Genomic DNA, 18320 nt, shown 5'->3' with positions numbered 1-18320 from the left:
GAAATCAGTGCAAGTCATTGATTCTTATTACTTATTGCGACTGCACATAAGTTTATTGCAGGGACAATTTGACCGCGCACAGCGACAATTTGTCCCGCCATCGCGGTATAAGGACTGCCCCCGACATCTGCCATACAAGCTTGCAAACTGTGGCAAATCGTCATCAACCGCTGTTAATTTCTCGTTAAAACATTATGTTGTTTAAATACATAACGTATATACTCTCGCTTTTTTAAAATAGGTCGTTATTCCTGATCAGCTACAACGTTGCCATCAGCGAGGCCATAAAATAGTAGAGGGAGTAAGATGAAATATCTGTTGTCTCGCACCACCATCGCAGCGTCCTTGCTGCTGGCATTTGGTAGCAGCTTCGCTGCAGAACCGGCCAATGATTCCAATGTGTTTAAGCTGGGTGAAATTAATGTTGCCGGAACCGGCACATCGAATCCTGCGGTCGGTGGCAGCACCGTCACCCGCGAAGATCTGGACGACTTCAATCGTGAAGTCGTGGTTGACGCACTCAATCTGCTGCCAGGCATCACGACCACCGGCGGCGGTCAGCGCAACGAACGCATGGTGACGGTGCGTGGCTTCGATAGCCGTCAGGTGCCCGTCTTTATCGACGGCATTCCTGTCTACGTGCCATATGACGGCAACGTCGACATGGCACGCTTCACCACATATGACCTCGCTTCGATCGAAGTCGCCAAAGGTTTCAGCTCAGTCCTTTATGGCTCCAATACCATAGGCGGCGCAATCAACCTGGTGACACGTCGCCCGGCAAAAGAGTTTGAAGGCAACATCGGCGTCGGCATCCGTAGCAACGATAAATTCAATAGCAACGGCAAAAGCACCAACGTCAATCTCGGCACCAATCAAGGTTTGTGGTACGCGCAACTTGGCCTGTCTTATCTCGACCGCGATGGCTACACGATGTCGCGTGACTACCGTCCTGTTGCCGCACAACCCGACCGCGAAAGACGCAATGCATACAACACCGATAAGAAAATCAATATCAAAATCGGTTTCACGCCAAATGCGACTGATGAATACGCACTGAACTACGTCAATCAAAAAGGTGAGAAGGGTAGCCCACCTTATGCCGGCACTATTGACAGAGCCCGCTACTGGCAATGGCCAGCATGGGACAAAGAGAGCCTGTACTTCATCTCTAACACTGCTATTGGCCAGAATTCGTACATCAAGACACGCGTGTACTACGACAAATTCACCAATTCATTGGCGATCTTTGGCAATGCAAACTACAACCAGGCAACGTCCAGAAGCTTTTATGATGACCATACCTACGGTGGCAGTGTCGAGTACGGAACCAAAATATCTGATGTAAATACCCTTAAGGTCTCCATGCATCTTAAAGAAGATGTACACAAAGAACATGATCAGGGCGGACCTGAACAACGTTCGGCTGACCGTACAACTTCGCTCGGCATTGAAGATACACATAAGCTTACAAACAAGCTGGATCTGGTTGTGGGCGCCAGCTACGACCAACGTAAAGAAAAGCAAGGGCAAAAATTCGCCAACGGTGCCATGACCAATTTCCCGGTCAAGGATACATCGGCATTCAATCCGCAAGCAGGGCTGATTTATCACACATCCGAAACAGGCAATGCCTACTTCACGATTGCGCGTAAATCTCGCTTCCCGACGATCAAACAACGTTACTCCGCCGGTATGGGAACCGCCATCCCTAACCCGGGTTTGAATGTCGAACGCGCGATTAACTACCAATTGGGTATTTCTGAAAAGCTAACCTCGAAGGTTCGTGTTGATGCAGCGATCTTTTACAGCGACATCACCGACATGATGCAATCGAATGTTGTTCCAGGCACGTTCTGCGCTCAGAGCACCAACGCAGGGAGAGCCTGTAATCAAATGCAAAACATCGGCAAAGTTTCCAGCAAAGGTATCGAACTTGGTCTGACCGCTGCAGTCAGCAACACGCTGGAATTGGGTGGCAACTACACCTACCTCGATAGGAAAAACAAGTCTGATTCGAAGTTACTGACCGACGCGCCTGCGCACAAATTGTTCACCTATGCAAAATGGGCGGCAACACCAAGCATGAACGTTATCGGTAGTGCCGAATACAATTCCAAACGCTGGAGCAATGACTCCGGTACACGTGCTGCCGAAGGCTTCGGTATAGTCAATGCGAAGTTAAGCTACAACCTGCAAAAGGGCGTAACGTTGGAAGCAGGCGTCAACAATTTGCTGGATCGTAACTACGCCTACTCCGAAGGCTACTACGAAGAAGGCCGCAATTTCTTCGCCAACATGAACTACCGCTTCTAAGAGCTACGCTATGCTACGCACATCACTTTCTCTCCGTAAGCTGTTCGCTGCTGCGCTCTTCGGCTTTGCTTCAGTCATTGCAATGGCGGCAGACCAACCTGCCGGCAAGGTCGTGGTCATGACCAGTTACCCGGAGGAAGTGGTGTCGCGTTTTGAAGCTGCTTTTGAAAAAGCACATCCCGGTACGCGCGTCGAAATACTCTGGCGTCGTTCCGGTGATGCGCTGTCTTACTTACGCAAACCGAATCAAGGCAATGTCGATGTCTACTGGGCACCGGCACAACGCAATTTTCAAATCCTCGCCAAAGAGGGTGCTTTCCGCCGTCCTGATCTGGATATGACGGGCCTGCCTGCCAAAGTCGGCGGCTTCCCGATCTCCGATCCCGCCGGTTTTTATCTCGCAAGTGAAATTGCAGGTTATGGCTTTGCGCTCAATCCGCAGCGCCTGCAAGACAAAAAATTAGCGCAACCCAAACAATGGACCGACCTGACCGGCGCTGAGTGGAAAGACGAAATCGTTTTTCCGGTACCAGGCAAAGTCGGCTTCGCACCGATACTGATAGACATCATCCTGCAAGGCTATGGCTGGGATAAAGGCTGGGCCCTGCTGCAAGCGATCGGCAGCAATGCGCAACTATTGGGTGCAGGTGGCGCCAATATTTCTGACGATGTACGTAACGGTAAAGCCAGTGTCGGCGTGTCCATCGATTTTTTCATCAAATCGGCGATTGCCAATGGCGCACCGCTGCAATTCATCTATCCCGGCGTCACCGGTTACTCGCCTGCACATGTAGGCATCATGAAGAGCGCACCGAATCCGGAAGCCGCACGCGCATTTGCTACCTTCGTCTTGTCGGATGAAGGACAGAAGATACTGTTCCACCATGACATCCGTAAACTGCCGGTACGTCCTGCGGTGTATGCCGAGAAACCTGCTGGCTATTACGATCCGTTCGAAGCAGCCAAGGCCATGCCGTTTGTCTTTGATACCACACACGCACTCGCGCGTCAGGGCTTGAACAATACTCTGTACGATGTATTAATCACCAATGAACACGCGCGCCTACGCCAGACCAATGACAAAGTCATACAGGCTGAGCGTGCTGCCAATACCGCGGCGTTGAAAGCAAAAGCGTCGCAAGCGCGTAGCCTGCTCGATACGGTGCCGGTAAGCGAAGCAGAAGCCGATAAGCTCGCACAGCAGTTTGTATTTGCCTTCGATGAAACCACAGACGCACATCGCAACGACGTCATCACCACACAATGGACAGCACGCATACGACAAAATCGCGAGCGCGCGGAACAACTGGCGCAAGAAGTATTGAACGCCGCAGGTACGAATTGAAACTCGGGCGTCTTGTTGGCTACCTCGGCATCTTGCCGGTAGCCTTCCTGCTAAGCGGTGCAGCCAGCGTCGATCCCAAAGCATTGAACGGTGGCAGTGCTACCGTCTTTGATGACAGTCGTGAAGCTTTTTCGCTACCCAGTCCGGTCATGGATCCTGACAATGTTGCCGCATTCGCACAAGGCCGCAGTCTGTTTCGGCAATCCTGGGTAATCGCTCCGGCGAACGACAAAGTTGCCGGACTCGGACCGCTCTACAACCGCATCTCCTGCATCGCCTGCCATGCAAAAAACGGGCGTGGCGGCGCACCGGATGGTCCCGACGGCACCATGCAAGCCATGCTCTTGCGCCTCAGCATCCCTGGCACCAATCCGCATGGCGGCCCCAAACCGCATCCCGCTTATGGCGATCAGTTGAATGAACGCGGCGTGCCGGGCGTACCAGGTGAGGGCATAGGTTTCCTGATTTACGATGAGCACGTGGAGACACTAGCCGACGGCGCCAGGGTGACACTGCGCAAACCCAATGTGCACTTCAAGGAAATGGCTTACGGCACACTTGGGCCAGACATCATGGTGTCGCCACGCGTAGGCCCGGTCGTATATGGCCTGGGCCTGCTGGAAGCGATCAGCGACGAGACTATTTTGGCGATGGCGAAACAGGCCAAGCCGGATGGCATCGCAGGCCGTGTGAATATCGTGTGGGATGCAATGGCACAGAAAGAAGCGATAGGCCGCTTCGGCATGAAGGCGAATGTCGCCACGCTGACTGAGCAAATCGCTAACGCTTTCTCCGGCGACCTCGGGATTACTTCACCGTTGATACCGCATGAAAATTGCAGCAAGGTACAAACCGCATGCCAGCGCGCACCGTCCGGCGGCGAACCCGAACTGACGCGTGCAGAGTTGTACGCAACCGTGTTTTATCAACGCATGTTAGCGGTACCGGCACGCCGTGATGTCAATGATAAGCAAGTGATTCGGGGCAATCGCCTGTTCGAGCAGGCGCGCTGCATCAGCTGCCATGCTGCGCCTTTGCGCACCCGTCCTGATGCTGCGTTGCCAGCCTTATCGAACCAGTTGATCCGGCCTTATACCGATTTGCTGCTGCATGACATGGGGCCGGCTCTGGCCGACGGTCGCAGTGACTATCTGGCAAATGGTCGCGAATGGCGCACACCGCCACTGTGGGGCATAGGCCTGACGCATAAAGTCAACCCGGATGCCGGTTACCTGCATGACGGTCGTGCCCGCACCTTGCTGGAAGCCATCATGTGGCACGGCGGTGAAGGCAATTACTCGAAGGAAGCGGTGCGTGCAATGTCGACCCAAGACCGCACTGCCTTGCTGCGTTTCCTGGAATCACTTTGAGATTAAAATCCTGCTTCCACTCAGCGCGCTGGCATGTGACACTGTGCACATCAACGCATAAATGGAAGAAAGATCATGGCCAAGAAAGAAGAACTCGATCCGGAAACACTCGCACTGATTAACTGGTGCATAGAAGTAGAGGGCTTCCTGGTTGCCGGTGGCGCCACCGTAACCGAAGCGCAAGATCATATTGAAGAACAAATCGAATGGTTCACTGACTTGTTCTATGATGGTTTGACGCCGGAAGAAGCGGCGAAGGAAGCACTGGCCTGAAGTCGCTGCAGTGAAAGTACACGATGAAATAAAAAGCGCGCCTGACTATGCAGAGCGCGCTTTTTTATTGTGTGTAATTTCCCGGCTCGGCAAGGCCGGCATATAAAGGTTCAGGGTTGACGCGCAGGAGGACGTACCGAAAGCGGATCAGCCTCGCTGCGCATGATGCGGTCCATGAAGGCCAGCGCAAAACCATAATTTCCCGCAGGACTTGCATGGTGCAAATGATGACGGCGGCTGGCAGCTAGCGGATGACGCAAACCGACTGACGGGAAAAAGTCGTAATTTGAATGGCCGATGGAATTCAGTATCAGACTAAGCCCTGGCACCGCGGCAAGCGACCAGAACGCGAAGTCATGCACCACCATCGGCCACAGGATGATATTCCCCAGCATCATCGCCTCTAGCGGATGAAAGCTATAAGTGGACCAGGGCGTAACCACGACCGAGCGATGATGATCCCCATGAAAACGTATGAACCAGGTCGTATGCAGCAATCGATGGGTAATCCAGAAATGTACATCGTTCCAGATCAGTAGCACCCCGATTTCGATGGCGATCTGCCAACCACCTGGATTGACAGCGAAATGCGCCCAGCCCAGTTGCACAAAACCCCATGGCACGATCATACCCAGGCCAAACACGAGTATGGAGTAGAAGGATTGGCGCCATTCACGTCGCAATTGATCCGGCTTGAGCGGACGCGTATCCAGCACCTGACCTATGCCGTGTTTTTGCAGGAAGCGTGTCAGCGCTGTCATACCCAACCCTCCTGCGAGGTACAAGGCAGAGAAAAACAAAAGGCCCCAGATCATCACTTGCCAGGTGCTCAGATTGGTAAATATTTGGGCAGCGGTCATAAGAAGGTACTACATGCTGAAGTAAGGTACACGACGATAGAGAATATCTAAAACTACAACCTAATCCGGTTGCCCGGCGGCAGACTCTTCTTTATTGCAAGACGTGTGCACAATCGCAGATTGGTAAAGCGCTGAAATGCAAAGGCGAGCCTGAGCTCGCCCTGTATTTCGTCTATACCCTACTCATCGTTGGCATTAGCATTATCAGCTGACGCCGATTGAACACTACTTTGCCTGTTGCTTGTGGCCCTGCGTTGCCACTATCGAAAGCAATCCAGCTATCAAAGCACACCCTGAAACCTGCACGATGCCTGCCATCGACCAGCCCAGCGAACCTTTCAGTTGCCCCAGCAAGTAACCGGCAAACGCCGCTGGAATATACAGACTGGCGACAAACAGACCGGATGCATGCGAGGCATGCACGCGCTTGACGGATTTAATAATGCCCGCCGACAGGTTCGCATACACCATGCCGCTGATCGCACCGCCAAACACAAAGGAGAAGATGGCATGCAAGGTCAGCGATTTCTCCAACCCCGAGAACAACAAGCCACCCGCAATGGCCGATAAGACCAATGAAAAGAACAGGAGCTTGCGGTAGTCATAGCGATCACCCAACCAGCCACCCAGCAGCGACAACAAGGCGCCCATGCCATAGAAGCTGACAGCAAAGCCTGCTTGTTTGGGTGTGAAGCCCAGCGCTTCGCGCAGATAGGTCGGATACAAACCCAGATAGCCGTATATCGCCAAGCCTGCAAACACCGTCGCCAAGGCCAGGGTCATCGGTACGCGCGACCAGATACTGTCTGCCGCATTTGCATCTGCCGCTTCTGCTGCGCCATCCTGTTTCACTGATTTGATTTCAGTGAACCAAGGTTTAACAAAGAGCACGATCAGCACCAGTGCGATTGCGCCGGATGCGCCAAACACCATGAAAGGCATTTGCCAATGTGTCGCACCGAGGATGGCGGCACCGAGGTTGGGGCCTATGATGGCACCGATACCAAAGGTGAAGTTCAGCGAGCTGGCAGCCACTGCACGATGATTGAAAAAGTAAGTCGTACCTATCGCCAGCAAGGCAGTCAGTTGCATCGCTTCGCCGAGACCGGAAACAAAGCGATAGAACAAAAGATCAGGCATGCCTTTGGCCAAAGCCGTGAGGTAAGTCGCAACGGAAAAGATAATCAGGCCGACCAGCACCACGTTCTTGCGCGACATCACACTCAATAGATAACCAGTCGGTATTCCGGCCACCCCCATGCCCAGTGTGAACACGGTAGAAGCCAGGCCTACCTGTGGCAATGTCAGGTCCAGCGCCACACGCACATCCGGCGCCAGCACCGAAAACAGTTGCCGGTCCATCGCATTAATCACATACGAAAATAGCAGAATGATGAACATCCATAGTGCTGCCTTGTTCTTTTCCATCTCGGGTCTCCCTTCAGTATCTCGTCAATACCGCATCAATATTTGGTCCGCTCTTCTCAGGATCGGCGTTTGCATCTGTGCTTACATTAGCTATTGCTATTACTTCGTTCTGCATACGCAGCACGCAATGCGCTGCCACTCATGCCCTGTGCCAGTAACAAACGCAGCAGATGCACTGCTTTAACACTGCTGATGGTGCCGCCAGCAATGGCGCCGCGCGCCAGCAAATCCATTTCCGATCCGGGGAAACCATAGGTCTGTGTAAAGACCGGACCCGCCGCCACGCGTGTCGCCAGGACTACCGGCATCGCATTTGCCAACTCGCTCACCTTGTCCGCCAGACTGGCTGGCAAATGCCCGGCACCCATAGCCTCGATCACTGCGCCGCGATATGCCAGACCCGGTAATGCGCTTAACATACGGCCGTCGTCACCCAGCGCGATCTTCACCAGCGCGACTGCCGCTTCAGACTTATGCGGGCGCGACAATGTCGGCGTTCGCAGCAGCGTGGCATAGCGTACGAAGCGGCCTTCGAGAACGCGTCCCAATGCGGCGAAACCAGGGGAAGCAAAGGCAGCAACAGAAGCGGTATGCGTTTTCTGCACATAGCGCGCCGCATGCACTTCATCATTCAGTACGACTAAGGCACCCAGGCCAGCAGCATCTGGTGCCGCTGCCACCGTGACGGCTGCAAGCAAGTTGGCGGGTCCGTCCGCACCTGCTACGCTAGCGCCGCGCATCGCGCCGGTCACGACGACAGGGCGCGCAGATTGCACCAGCAAATCCAGTACGAATGCGGTTTCTTCTATGGTGTCGGTACCCTGTACCATCACTGCGCCATCAAACCCGGCCGCCAGTTTTTCATCCAGCAGCGCGGCAATTTCTATCAAGTCTTCCAGCGTCAATGAAGCGCCGGGCTTCATGGAAAAGGTGTGCACGTCGAGTTCAGCCTGTGTCGCCAGCTGAGGTACTGCCTGCACCAGATCCTCGGCGGATAGCGTCGGCGTGATGCCTGCTCCGGCAGCCGAGGTCATCGTGATTGTGCCGCCGGTAGAGACCAGCAATATGCGTGCTTTATTCATGATGGATAGCGAAGGTGATATTTAGAAATGACGCGTTGCACATAGCGTCAGGACTGGCTTTTATAGATGTCGAGGATTTCCTCGCCGGTGCACATCAGCACATCGTCGTGTCCGCGTATGTAGTCATACAGCTCGGCCAGGTAACGTATGCGATGCGGCGCACCTGTCAGATAAGGATGGACCGAGATCGCCATCACGCGCGGTATGGTTGCGCCTTCCTTGTACAACTGATCAAACTGATCGCGACCGCGACGCAGGATTTCATCAGAAGGCTGCTGCTGGATCGCAGACATGACGACGTCGTTGATCTCTACCGTGTAAGGAACGGAAACCAGATTGCCGCTGCTGGTGCAGATAGGAACCGGCTGATCATCCAGCACCCAGTCAGCGACATATTCGATCCCTGCTGCGGCCAGCAGGTCGGCGGTTTCCGCGGTCTCGGTCAGGCCCGGGCTTTCCCAGCCACGTGGTGCTTTGCCGGTAAATTGCCGTATCGCTTCCATGGTCTGGCGTATCTCTGCAGCCTGGTCTTCTACTCTGTGCATAGGTTTCTGCACCAGGCCATGGCCCATGAATTCCCAGCCTTCTTTGAGTGCGGCCTCGCATGCTGCCGGGTACTCACTGCATACGCTGCCGTTCAGTGCCAGCGTCGCCTTCAGCCTGCGCTCTTTCAAGGTTTGCAGGATGCGCCAGTAGCCGACACGCATGCCGTATTCATGCCAGCACCAGTTCGGCACATCCGGCAGCAAGGGCTGGCCCATAGGTGGCGGCAAGACGGTACGCGGCATAGCATTTTGCGGCAGCCAGTTTTCCAGGTTCACGATGGTCCACACCGCGACGCGCGCATTGCCCGGTAACTTGAAAGGGCGGCGGTGGACGATCGCTTCATAGGGCACCCGCTCACGCGCGCTAGGTGTCGACTTGTCTTGCGTCATATGACTACTCCCGGAAAATGTATATAGAGCCAGATATCCACTATGTGGAATAATCGTCCACTCTAATGGCCTGATTGCACGTCAACGATGCTATTTTTCGGTTACTAGCCGGTCAACACGATTTTCATTTGTTCCGTTATGTGGACTTTTATATGAACGAAGCGACAAAAAGAGAAGGCTCGCAGTCAATTTCCCGCGCGATACGCGCAATGAAACAGATCGCCAGGCATACGCCGAATGGCATGCGTCTGGTCGACATTGCGGAAGAGATGAATCTCGAACGTCCGACCGCGCATCGCGTGCTGAAGGCACTGGTGCAGGAAGGCATGCTGGTGCAATTGCCGGGCTCCAAACGCTACACCCTGGGGCCGGTGATGTTTGAGCTCGGACTGGCAGCGACGCATCAATTCAATCTGCGCGATATCTGCGCGCCGATACTGGAACGACTGGCATATGAAACCGGCGATACCTCATTCCTGTTTGTGCGTAGTGGCAATGATGCGATTTGCCTCAGCCGCATACAGGGTAATTACCCGATACAGACACCGGTGGTACCAGTTGGCAGCCGTCAACCGCTGGGGGTCAGCGCTGGTGGCCTGGCGCTTCTGAGTTGCCTGGCCAAGAGTGAAGCAGAGCAGATATTGCGCGAAGTCGAACCGCGCCTGAGTGTCTACGAGAATCTGGATATCAACGATGTGATCGATCATTACAATCGCACCCACGAACTCGGCTATGCATGGATCTCGAATCATGCAGTACCTGGTGTCAGTGCGCTCGGTCTGCCGATACGCAATGCGGCGGGTACCGCGGTCGCCGCCATTACCGTCGCCACTACGCTGGCACGCATGACTGAGGGCCGAGTAAAGGAAATTTTACCTATCCTGCGTCAGGCCGCTGACGATGTTGCGCAGTTGTTGCGTCCATAGTTGAGATTAAAAATCTCTCTGCAAGAAACGTATATCCGGCGCAAATCTGGGCGAAAATACGCCATCCATGAAAGAGTCCCAGCCATGCCTAAAAGCCAGACTAAGAAATTCCTCGCCCCGCAACCCCGCGTACGCGTGCTGATGGGTGAATTGACCGCGATGGGTCCAGGTCGCGCTGACCTGATCGATGCAATAGAACGTACCGGTTCCATTTCGGCTGCAGGCCGCGAGATGAATATGTCCTACCGTCGTGCGTGGACACTGGTCGAAACCACCAATGCCTCCTTCATCGAACCACTGGTGGTAACCAGCACCGGCGGCAGCGGTGGTGGCGGTGCACTGGTCACTGACTTCGGGCGCGGCGTCGTCGAGCGCTATCGTGCGATGGAGCGCAAAGCATCCAAGGCCATCAGCAGCGACTTCGCGGTATTCAGCAAACTCTTATCCACCACTCCGCCTCCGGCAGCCAAAGCCAAGGCCAGCAAGACGCCGCAAAAGTAAGCCCGGCCCGTCCTCAATTTGTAGCGATAGGATCAACCTATCGCTACATATATTTTCCTTCACAAAATATTGATACACCGCTGCCGTATTTCGGCTAATCTTTGCTTAGCAAACGCAAGGAAACGCTGATAAATACTTGCGTTAGGTAGTACAACGCTATATTCTTACGGACATAGCGAAATCGGTTTAAACCGCGCACTGCGAAATACATACCCTTCCGGCACAATTTTCCACGCTGATAACCGAACGCGTTATTACTTCCCGTTACCGGCTTTGCATAGCAGGATGCTAGTGCAAGCGTATCGTCGGTAACTTTGTGTACATCCAGTTGAATTATTAACAGGACTAACATCGTGGCTTTACTTGAGTACAAAGGGTACGTTATTTCGGTAACGGCAACCGAACAGACATGGGGCTTCTCATTCGGGGAGTGGGGTGGAACTTATCGCGTCTGGCATAAGGAAAACCTGGCGCCGATAGAAGGTGTGATCGAAGGATGCGAGACTTCCGCGTTTGAAGCAGAGCAGCGCACCTTGCGCATCGTCAAGGTGGCAATCGATGAAGCAACCTCCAAGACCAGCGAACAATTAGTGCAATCGCTTAGCCAATTGGGCGAACGGTTTGCAATGTAAACAAACCCGCATTACTTCACTCTCTAAACTGATCTGATGCCTGACCACACAACATCAGATCAGCGACACATCCCCGCTTACCAATACTTGGGATATTTATTCTTGCGTACGACGTTGTTGTAGAACATCGCAACCAACACCAGTATGCAAGCACCGATGAGAGTCGGGAATATCAAAAAACTCCAGCCTGGCATCGCAAGAAAAACAATCACCGGATTGGAACCTGCCGGTGGATGCACGACACGGAAGGCCATCATCACGATGATGGCAGTCGCAACGGCCAGCGCCAATGCCCACCAGTGTGGCCCAAATACATTAAGGTAAAAGAGACCTGACAAACTGCTCAGGAAATGTCCGGCTATCACATTGCGCGGTTGCGCCAATGGTGTATCAGGTAAAGCAAAAACAATCACACAAGATGCACCGAACGATCCAAGGATCAGAATCGCCTGCGTGTAGTCTGCAGCCAGTGCAATGACACTGATCGCAATGAAGCCGCCGAGGCCAGACAACATCACATTGACGAATGTAGGTTTGGGTGGCAGCGCCATGCTGCTACTAAAAAATTTCTTGATGGGATTCGACATGAGGGATCCTGGCGAGTAGATGTCTGCAGACAACGCAGCAGAAGCATCTCGAATTAAAAAATGCCGACGTCATTACTGCACGTCGGCATTCAATAAAAATGGTCAGCCACCAGATCCGGTCACCCAATGGCTTACCGTTTCGTCGAATTACGCTACTTTAAATTTCGCAGCTTCTTCCGAACCTTTGGTTGCGTTACCGTCACTGTAGGAGTGAGCGCCGACGCCTGCCAGTTTGCCGCCTTGAACGATGAGGTATTCGTCACGGATAGGACGACCTTCAAAGTAGCATTCCAGGATTTCGCGGGTACCTGCTGCGTAGCGTGTTTGCGCTGTCAGGCTGGTGCCGGAAATGTGTGGTGTCATGCCGTGGTGCGGCATGGTGCGCCATGGATGGTCTTTTGGTGCTGGTTGTGGGAACCAGACGTCGCCAGCGTAACCAGCCAGTTGACCGCTCTTCAATGCTGCAACAATCGCGTCGCGATCGCACAGTTTGCCGCGTGCGGTGTTGATGATGTACGAACCACGCTTGAAGTTTTTCAAGGATTTTTCGTTGATCATGTGTTCTGTTTCCGGGTGCAGCGGGCAGTTCAGTGTCACAACGTCACAGACTTTGGTCAGGCTGTCGAGTGTGCTGTGGTAGGTCAGGTTCAGTTCTTTTTCAACTGCTTCTGGCAGACGGTGGCGATCCATGTAGTGCAGTTTAACGTCGAATGGTTTCAGCAGACGCAGTACGCGCAGACCGATACGGCCAGCAGCAACAGTACCCACGCTCATTGCTTCCAGATCGTACGAACGTTCTACGCAGTCAGCAATGTTCCAGCCGCCGTTTACAACCTGATTGTACGAAGGGATGTAGTTACGTACTTGCGACAAGATCATCATGACGACGTGTTCTGCAACGCTGTGGCTGTTGCAATAGGTCACTTCGGCGACGGTGATGTTGTGCTTGTTCGCTGCTTCCAGATCGGTGTGATCGGAACCGATACCGGCTGTCACGATCATCTTCAATTTTTTAGCTTTAGCGATGCGCTCTGCTGTCATGTATGCAGGCCAGAACGGTTGCGAGATGATGATCTCTGCATCGTGCAATTCTTTGTCGAGGACGCTGTCTGCGCCGTCTTTGCTGGAGGTAACAACCAGAGTGTGGCCGTTCGATTCCAGGTATTTACGCAGGCCCAGTTCACCGGATACGCTACCCAGCAAAGTGCCTGGTGTGAAATCGATACCTTTTGGTGTCGGCAGAGTCTGGCCGTCCGGGTAGATCGATGGTTGCGCTACGTCATCACGTGCGTAGGTCTTAGGGTAACCGTTGACTGGATCATCATACAAAACACATAAAACTTTTGCCATGTTACTTCTCCATAAGATAGGTTGCATAAAATTGCTGGCTACACCGAATCGAAAATTGCTGGCGGTAGCTGAATTTTCTTTTTCTTCTGCAAGCGGACATCAGAATGTTGTCCAGCGCAGCCATCTTATGAAGTAAGTTTTATACGGTCTAATCGTTTGATGTGATGGGCTGATAGCCTCCGCTTATGTATGCATCGAATTGCGCTTGCAGATTGATCTGTTCGGCTATGCTGCGCGCCGCTACCACTATCGGTGAGCAAGGTTCATGATCGAGTGAGATCAAGCCGATCGAGCGACTCAGCTCGGGCACGATAGGGATAGCCATCATGCCGTCACGCAATTCAAACAGGTAGAGCAGACTATGCGGCACCACGCTAAATAAATCCGCGTGACGAACATGGGAATACAAGGCAAACACCGAATCAGTTTCCACCACCACATTCGGATGCACCTCGGCACGACGAAATGCCGCATCAACGATGCGACGATTCTGCATATGAGAAGTCAGCAGGCATAAGGGCAACTCGGACGCTTCTTCCCAGCTCACATCTTCCTTGCCGTCCGGCATGCTGCCGGTACGCGCCAGCAACATATAACGTTCGCGATACAAGGGCTGCACATGGAAGCCATTGAGCCGCTGATCTTCCAGATAAGTCAGGCCGACATCCAGCTCGAAGTCGTCCAGCCTGCGCATGATTTCTTCAGTACTTAAAGAAAGTACCAGTTGCCGCAAGTCCGCATGCAGTGCGCGACAACGGCCGGTCAGCAGCGAAACAATCGGCATGGTGGTCGGGATCGCGCCCAGGCGTAACGTGCCGCTCAGCTTGACGCGCGACATCGATGCTTCCTGCTTCAGACCTTCCAGCGCCGCCAGCGTCTGCCGCGCCCAATCGAGTATGCGCTCGCCTTCCGGCGTGAAGCCCTGGAAACGCTGGCCGCGCTGCACGATGGAGATGCCCAGTTCGGTTTCTAGATTCCGCACCGCTGCCGACAGCGCCGGTTGCGAGACACAGCAGATTTCAGCTGCACGGGCAAAATGCTTTTCCCGGGCAAGGGTGACGAGGTAATCGAGCTGACGTACAAACATCGGGATGGCCTGTAGAAAGTGATGGCGTAGTCGTGGTGACTGGCACGCCGCGGAAGGGGTAAGGCTGAGTTCATCTTATCCGCTTATGCGCGATTTTCCCGAATGCCCCTGCTGCCAACGTGACCAATAGGCCAACGGAATTCACGATACACAAATAGAATGGTGGTACTTCACCCTGTTCTCGTTATGTCGTTAAAAGTTATATCGTGTATAGTATCAACTTTTAGAGCGACTTTTGCTGAACAGCCCTTCATCATTTTTAAAAAGATATTGACTGTTATGAGCAAGACAACTTCGCCCATCAAACTGGAAGGTCTGTCCAAATCGCGCGGCAAGCGCTGGGATCATTTGGAGCTTCTGGAACGTATCGACGCCTCGGGCTCCATTTCCGCCGCAGCAACAGCGATGGGAATGAGTTACAAGGCTGCCTGGCAGGCCGTTGAATCGGTGAACAATCTGTCGCACGAACCGCTGGTGATACGCCAGCCGGGCGGCAGCACCGGTGGCGGCACTTGCCTCACTGAGTATGGCAGGCGTGTGGTTGCAACCTATCGCCGCCTTGAGCAGGAATGGGCAGCGGTACCGGCGGCTATCGGCCGCACCATGGACGATTTTGATCAGTACTACACAATGAGCAGGAGATTCGATATGCAAACCAGCGCACGCAACCAATTCCTCGGCACTGTCAGCGCCGTCAAGAAAGGCGCCGTCAACGCTGAAGTCATCCTCGATATCGGCAACGGTGCAGAACTGGCCGCCATTATCACGAATGACAGCGCAGATCATCTGGCGCTGGAAGTCGGCTCTGAAGCTTATGCGCTGGTGAAGGCGCAATGGATCATCCTGACTGTAGAAACTAATTTCAAAACCAGTGCACGCAATTCCCTGACCGGCACCGTCGTCCGTTGCCAGGAAGGTGCAGTCAATGCAGAGGTCGTGATCGAACTGCCGGGCGGTAAAACCGTCGCAGCGATTATCACCAATGAAAGCGTAAAGACACTCGGTTTAAAAGAAGGTGTGCGCGCCACCGCCATGATCAAGGCATCGCACATCATTCTGGCGGTGCCCGCCTAAAAGGTTTTTTAACTCGTTTTACTCATCACCATGAAAACACTTTCGTATTCGCTCCTGTCCGGTCTGCTTGCCCTTGGTATCTCCGCTTCTGTTTCGGCAGAAGAAGTGCAAGTCGCTGTTGCCGCTAACTTCACCGCACCGATGAAAGTCATCGCTGCTGATTTCGAAAAAGCGACCGGCCACAAAGTGACGCCTTCGTTCGGCGCTACCGGCAAGTTCTACGCACAGATTACCAATGGTGCGCCTTACGATGTGTTCCTCGCGGCTGATGATGAAACACCGATCAAACTGGAAAAGGAAAACGGCATCGTTGCAGGTTCACGCTTCACATACGCAACCGGCAAACTGGTGCTGTGGTCGGCTAAACCTGACTTCGTTGATGCCAAAGGTGACGTCCTGAAAAAAGCCAACTTCGCACACATCGCACTGGCAACGCCAAAACTAGCTCCTTACGGCCTGGCTGCAGAAGAATCCATGAAGAAGCTGGGCGTGTATGACAGCCTGCAATCGAAATTTGTGCAGGGCGAAAGCATAGGCCAAACCTTCACCTTCATCTCGACCGGCAATGCAGAACTCGGCTTCGTCGCACTGTCGCAAGTATTTGAAGGCGGCAAAGTAAAGAGCGGTTCGGCATGGATCGTTCCTGCCAACCTGCACAACCCGATCCGTCAGGACGCAGTTATCCTGAACAAAGGCAAAGGCAATAAGGCAGCTGCTGAATTCGTCAAATACCTGAAATCGGAACCAGTCAAAGCCATTATCCGTAGCTACGGTTACGATCTGTAAGAGAGGTTCTCGTTGTTTACCGATCCTAATATCGGTGCGATTGTCCTGACCCTCAAGCTCGCCAGCCTCACCACCATCATTCTTCTTTTGATCGGCACGCCTCTGGCGTGGTGGCTGGCGCGCACACGCTCCTGGTTGAAGGGCCCGGTAGGCGCGTTCGTTGCGCTGCCTATCGTGCTGCCGCCCACCGTCATCGGCTTCTATCTGCTGGTGGCGCTGGGTCCCAACGGTCCGGTCGGACAACTGACGCAGGCGATGGGCTTAGGCACATTGCCCTTCAGTTTTACCGGCCTGGTTGTCGGTTCGGTTTTTTACTCGATGCCCTTCGTTGTACAACCTATTCAGAACGCTTTTGAGGCGATGGGCGATCGCCCGCTCGAAGTGGCCGCTACCTTGCGTGCGTCACCACTCGATACTTTTTTCAGTGTCACCCTGCCATTGGCCAAACCCGGTTACCTGACTGCCATCGTGATGGGCTTCGCGCACACCGTAGGCGAGTTCGGCGTGGTGCTGATGATAGGCGGCAATATCCCGAATCAAACACGCATGATTTCTGTACAAATTTACGACCATGTGGAAGCACTTGAGTACGCGCAGGCACATGGTCTGGCAGCTGGCATGCTGGTGTTCTCTATGCTGGTACTGATCATACTGTACACATTGAATCCGACCGGGCGACGCAAATGAGCGATATCCGAGCACGTTTCAATATCGCTTACAGTGCGTTCAAACTGGATGTAGACCTGAGCTTGCCCGGCCGTGGTGTGAGCGCATTATTCGGCCCGTCCGGCTCCGGCAAGACCACCTGCCTGCGGGCGATGACCGGACTGGAGCGCTTCCCCGGCTCCTATCTGGAAGTCAACGGCGAAGTCTGGCAGGACGATGAACGCAATATTTTCCTGCCAACTTATAAGCGACCACTGGGTTATGTATTCCAGGAAGCCAGCCTGTTTCCGCATCTGAGCGTACAGCGCAATCTGGAATACGGTATGCGCCGGGTTCCTGGCGCCCGGCACCAGGTCTCGCTGGATCAGGCCGTGGCTTTGCTGGATATTGCTCATCTCTTGCAACGCAGTCCTGATAAGTTGTCCGGCGGTGAACGTCAGCGCGTCGCCATCGCTCGTGCACTGGCTACCAGCCCGCGCATCCTGCTAATGGATGAACCGCTGGCTGCACTCGACAGCAAGCGCAAGGAAGAGATCATGCCTTATCTGGAAAGGCTGCATGATGAACTGGATATCCCGGTCATCTACGTCAGCCATTCGTCGGACGAAGTAGCGCGCCTGGCTGATCATCTGGTTCTTCTGGAAAACGGTAAAGTCATCGCCAGCGGCGCCACCAGTGATTTGATGACGCGCCTGGATCTGAACTTCGCGCATGGCGATACGGCCAGCGCACTGGTAGTCGCGACGGTGTCCGCGCATGATGCCGATTTCCATCTGACCTCCGCTGAATTCTCCGGCGGTCAACTGCTGTTACCGCAACAGGCAGCCACCATCGGTCAGCACATCCGTGTCCGGATACAGGCACGTGACGTCAGCTTAAGCCTGACGCCACAACGTGACAGCAGTATCCTGAATATTGTCCCGGCAACGGTCGCAGAGTTGTCTGACGATGCGGCAGGGCAGGTGATGATAGGACTGGATGCAAATGGCACGCGCCTGCTGGCGCGCATTACACGCAAATCATGCGAAGCCATGAGCCTGGCGCTGGGTACGCCAGTCTTTGCGCAAATCAAAGGTATCGCTATTCTTAAATAGCGATACTT

General features: G+C 53.8%; 18 protein-coding genes. 11 read left to right on the top strand and 7 right to left on the bottom strand.

Features of this window, described 5'->3' with window-relative positions; translation table 11 throughout:
• Positions 1-306 precede the first annotated feature (306 nt).
• The 4 genes from DBR37_RS03085 (at position 307) to DBR37_RS03070 (ending at position 5304) form a co-directional block, all read left to right on the top strand.
• Entirely contained in the window at positions 307-2316 is a 2010-nt protein-coding gene (locus tag DBR37_RS03085; protein WP_124572823.1) for a TonB-dependent siderophore receptor, read from the top strand.
• Between the two features lie 10 nt (positions 2317-2326).
• Positions 2327-3661, top strand: a complete 1335-nt coding sequence (locus DBR37_RS03080; RefSeq protein WP_124572822.1) for an ABC transporter substrate-binding protein — start codon at positions 2327-2329, stop codon at positions 3659-3661.
• Entirely contained in the window at positions 3658-5031 is a 1374-nt protein-coding gene (locus DBR37_RS03075) for a di-heme oxidoredictase family protein (protein WP_124572821.1), read from the top strand. The genes DBR37_RS03080 and DBR37_RS03075 overlap by 4 nt, the downstream gene beginning before the upstream one ends.
• 75 nt (positions 5032-5106) lie before the next feature.
• The gene (locus DBR37_RS03070; protein WP_199739016.1) at positions 5107-5304 is read left to right on the top strand and encodes a hypothetical protein; all 198 of its coding nucleotides are present in this window, start codon (positions 5107-5109) and stop codon (positions 5302-5304) included.
• Between the two features lie 110 nt (positions 5305-5414).
• Here the strand turns inward: DBR37_RS03070 and DBR37_RS03065 are convergent, their stop codons facing one another.
• The 4 genes from DBR37_RS03065 to DBR37_RS03050 form a co-directional block, all read right to left on the bottom strand.
• A complete protein-coding gene (locus tag DBR37_RS03065; protein ID WP_124572819.1) occupies positions 5415-6164 on the bottom strand; it encodes a sterol desaturase family protein in 750 nt (249 codons plus the stop codon).
• 225 nt (positions 6165-6389) lie between these two features.
• Positions 6390-7592 carry an MFS transporter gene (locus DBR37_RS03060; protein ID WP_124572818.1) on the bottom strand — a complete coding sequence of 401 codons (1203 nt, stop codon included), beginning with the start codon at positions 7590-7592 and terminating at the stop codon, positions 6390-6392.
• 86 nt (positions 7593-7678) lie between these two features.
• Entirely contained in the window at positions 7679-8674 is a 996-nt protein-coding gene (locus tag DBR37_RS03055) for an asparaginase (RefSeq protein ID WP_124572817.1), read from the bottom strand.
• A 47-nt stretch (positions 8675-8721) separates the two neighbouring features.
• Positions 8722-9609 (bottom strand): polysaccharide deacetylase family protein, encoded by an 888-nt coding sequence (locus DBR37_RS03050; RefSeq protein ID WP_124572816.1) that lies wholly within the window; start codon positions 9607-9609, stop codon positions 8722-8724.
• Positions 9610-9761: 152 nt separating this feature from the next.
• On the opposite strand from DBR37_RS03050, the gene DBR37_RS03045 reads away from it, so the two are divergent.
• The 3 genes from DBR37_RS03045 to DBR37_RS03035 all read left to right on the top strand — a co-directional run bounded on the left by DBR37_RS03045 (position 9762) and on the right by DBR37_RS03035 (position 11668).
• Entirely contained in the window at positions 9762-10535 is a 774-nt protein-coding gene (locus tag DBR37_RS03045) for an IclR family transcriptional regulator (RefSeq protein ID WP_124572815.1), read from the top strand.
• A gap of 84 nt (positions 10536-10619) precedes the next feature.
• Complete coding sequence (locus tag DBR37_RS03040; protein WP_124572814.1) at positions 10620-11036, top strand: winged helix-turn-helix domain-containing protein; 417 nt, start codon at positions 10620-10622, stop codon at positions 11034-11036.
• A 353-nt stretch (positions 11037-11389) separates the two neighbouring features.
• Positions 11390-11668 (top strand): hypothetical protein, encoded by a 279-nt coding sequence (locus DBR37_RS03035; RefSeq protein WP_124572813.1) that lies wholly within the window; start codon positions 11390-11392, stop codon positions 11666-11668.
• Positions 11669-11745: 77 nt separating this feature from the next.
• On the opposite strand, the gene DBR37_RS03030 is transcribed toward DBR37_RS03035, so the two are convergent.
• The 3 genes from DBR37_RS03030 to DBR37_RS03020 form a co-directional block, all read right to left on the bottom strand.
• Positions 11746-12255, bottom strand: a complete 510-nt coding sequence (locus tag DBR37_RS03030) for an HPP family protein (RefSeq protein ID WP_124572812.1) — start codon at positions 12253-12255, stop codon at positions 11746-11748.
• A 147-nt stretch (positions 12256-12402) separates the two neighbouring features.
• Complete coding sequence (locus tag DBR37_RS03025; protein ID WP_124572811.1) at positions 12403-13605, bottom strand: NAD-dependent formate dehydrogenase; 1203 nt, start codon at positions 13603-13605, stop codon at positions 12403-12405.
• A gap of 148 nt (positions 13606-13753) precedes the next feature.
• Positions 13754-14692: a LysR family transcriptional regulator gene (locus DBR37_RS03020; protein ID WP_124572810.1), complete on the bottom strand. Its 939-nt coding sequence runs from the start codon at positions 14690-14692 to the stop codon at positions 13754-13756.
• Between the two features lie 279 nt (positions 14693-14971).
• Here DBR37_RS03020 and DBR37_RS03015 point away from each other — a divergent pair, with 279 nt between their 5' ends.
• From DBR37_RS03015 to modC, 4 genes are read left to right on the top strand one after another with little or no spacing between them, the layout of a single operon-like run.
• Complete coding sequence (locus DBR37_RS03015; RefSeq protein WP_124572809.1) at positions 14972-15766, top strand: TOBE domain-containing protein; 795 nt, start codon at positions 14972-14974, stop codon at positions 15764-15766.
• Positions 15767-15796: 30 nt separating this feature from the next.
• A complete protein-coding gene (gene modA / locus DBR37_RS03010) occupies positions 15797-16552 on the top strand; it encodes a molybdate ABC transporter substrate-binding protein (protein WP_124572808.1) in 756 nt (251 codons plus the stop codon).
• A 12-nt stretch (positions 16553-16564) separates the two neighbouring features.
• On the top strand, positions 16565-17239 hold the full coding sequence (modB, locus tag DBR37_RS03005) for a molybdate ABC transporter permease subunit (RefSeq protein WP_124572807.1): 675 nt from the start codon (positions 16565-16567) through the stop codon (positions 17237-17239).
• Complete coding sequence (gene modC, locus DBR37_RS03000) at positions 17236-18312, top strand: molybdenum ABC transporter ATP-binding protein (RefSeq protein ID WP_124572806.1); 1077 nt, start codon at positions 17236-17238, stop codon at positions 18310-18312. Before modB ends, modC begins: the two co-directional genes overlap by 4 nt.
• Positions 18313-18320 lie beyond the last annotated feature (8 nt).

The organism is Herminiimonas sp. KBW02 (assembly GCF_003852535.1).
GTDB lineage: Bacteria > Pseudomonadota > Gammaproteobacteria > Burkholderiales > Burkholderiaceae_D > Oxalicibacterium.
This window is presented reverse-complemented; position numbering and strand designations above follow the sequence as displayed.

Coding starts and splice junctions, on each gene's coding strand:
- DBR37_RS03015 (WP_124572809.1), top strand. CDS start 14,972: ATGAGCAAGACAACTTCGCCCATCAAACTGGAAGGTCTGTCCAAATCG.
- DBR37_RS03025 (WP_124572811.1), bottom strand. CDS start 13,605: ATGGCAAAAGTTTTATGTGTTTTGTATGATGATCCAGTCAACGGTTAC.
- DBR37_RS03040 (WP_124572814.1), top strand. CDS start 10,620: ATGCCTAAAAGCCAGACTAAGAAATTCCTCGCCCCGCAACCCCGCGTA.
- modA (WP_124572808.1), top strand. CDS start 15,797: ATGAAAACACTTTCGTATTCGCTCCTGTCCGGTCTGCTTGCCCTTGGT.
- DBR37_RS03030 (WP_124572812.1), bottom strand. CDS start 12,255: ATGTCGAATCCCATCAAGAAATTTTTTAGTAGCAGCATGGCGCTGCCA.
- DBR37_RS03020 (WP_124572810.1), bottom strand. CDS start 14,692: ATGTTTGTACGTCAGCTCGATTACCTCGTCACCCTTGCCCGGGAAAAG.
- DBR37_RS03070 (WP_199739016.1), top strand. CDS start 5,107: ATGGCCAAGAAAGAAGAACTCGATCCGGAAACACTCGCACTGATTAAC.
- DBR37_RS03060 (WP_124572818.1), bottom strand. CDS start 7,592: ATGGAAAAGAACAAGGCAGCACTATGGATGTTCATCATTCTGCTATTT.
- DBR37_RS03080 (WP_124572822.1), top strand. CDS start 2,327: ATGCTACGCACATCACTTTCTCTCCGTAAGCTGTTCGCTGCTGCGCTC.
- modC (WP_124572806.1), top strand. CDS start 17,236: ATGAGCGATATCCGAGCACGTTTCAATATCGCTTACAGTGCGTTCAAA.
- DBR37_RS03065 (WP_124572819.1), bottom strand. CDS start 6,164: ATGACCGCTGCCCAAATATTTACCAATCTGAGCACCTGGCAAGTGATG.
- DBR37_RS03050 (WP_124572816.1), bottom strand. CDS start 9,609: ATGACGCAAGACAAGTCGACACCTAGCGCGCGTGAGCGGGTGCCCTAT.
- DBR37_RS03045 (WP_124572815.1), top strand. CDS start 9,762: ATGAACGAAGCGACAAAAAGAGAAGGCTCGCAGTCAATTTCCCGCGCG.
- DBR37_RS03085 (WP_124572823.1), top strand. CDS start 307: ATGAAATATCTGTTGTCTCGCACCACCATCGCAGCGTCCTTGCTGCTG.
- DBR37_RS03055 (WP_124572817.1), bottom strand. CDS start 8,674: ATGAATAAAGCACGCATATTGCTGGTCTCTACCGGCGGCACAATCACG.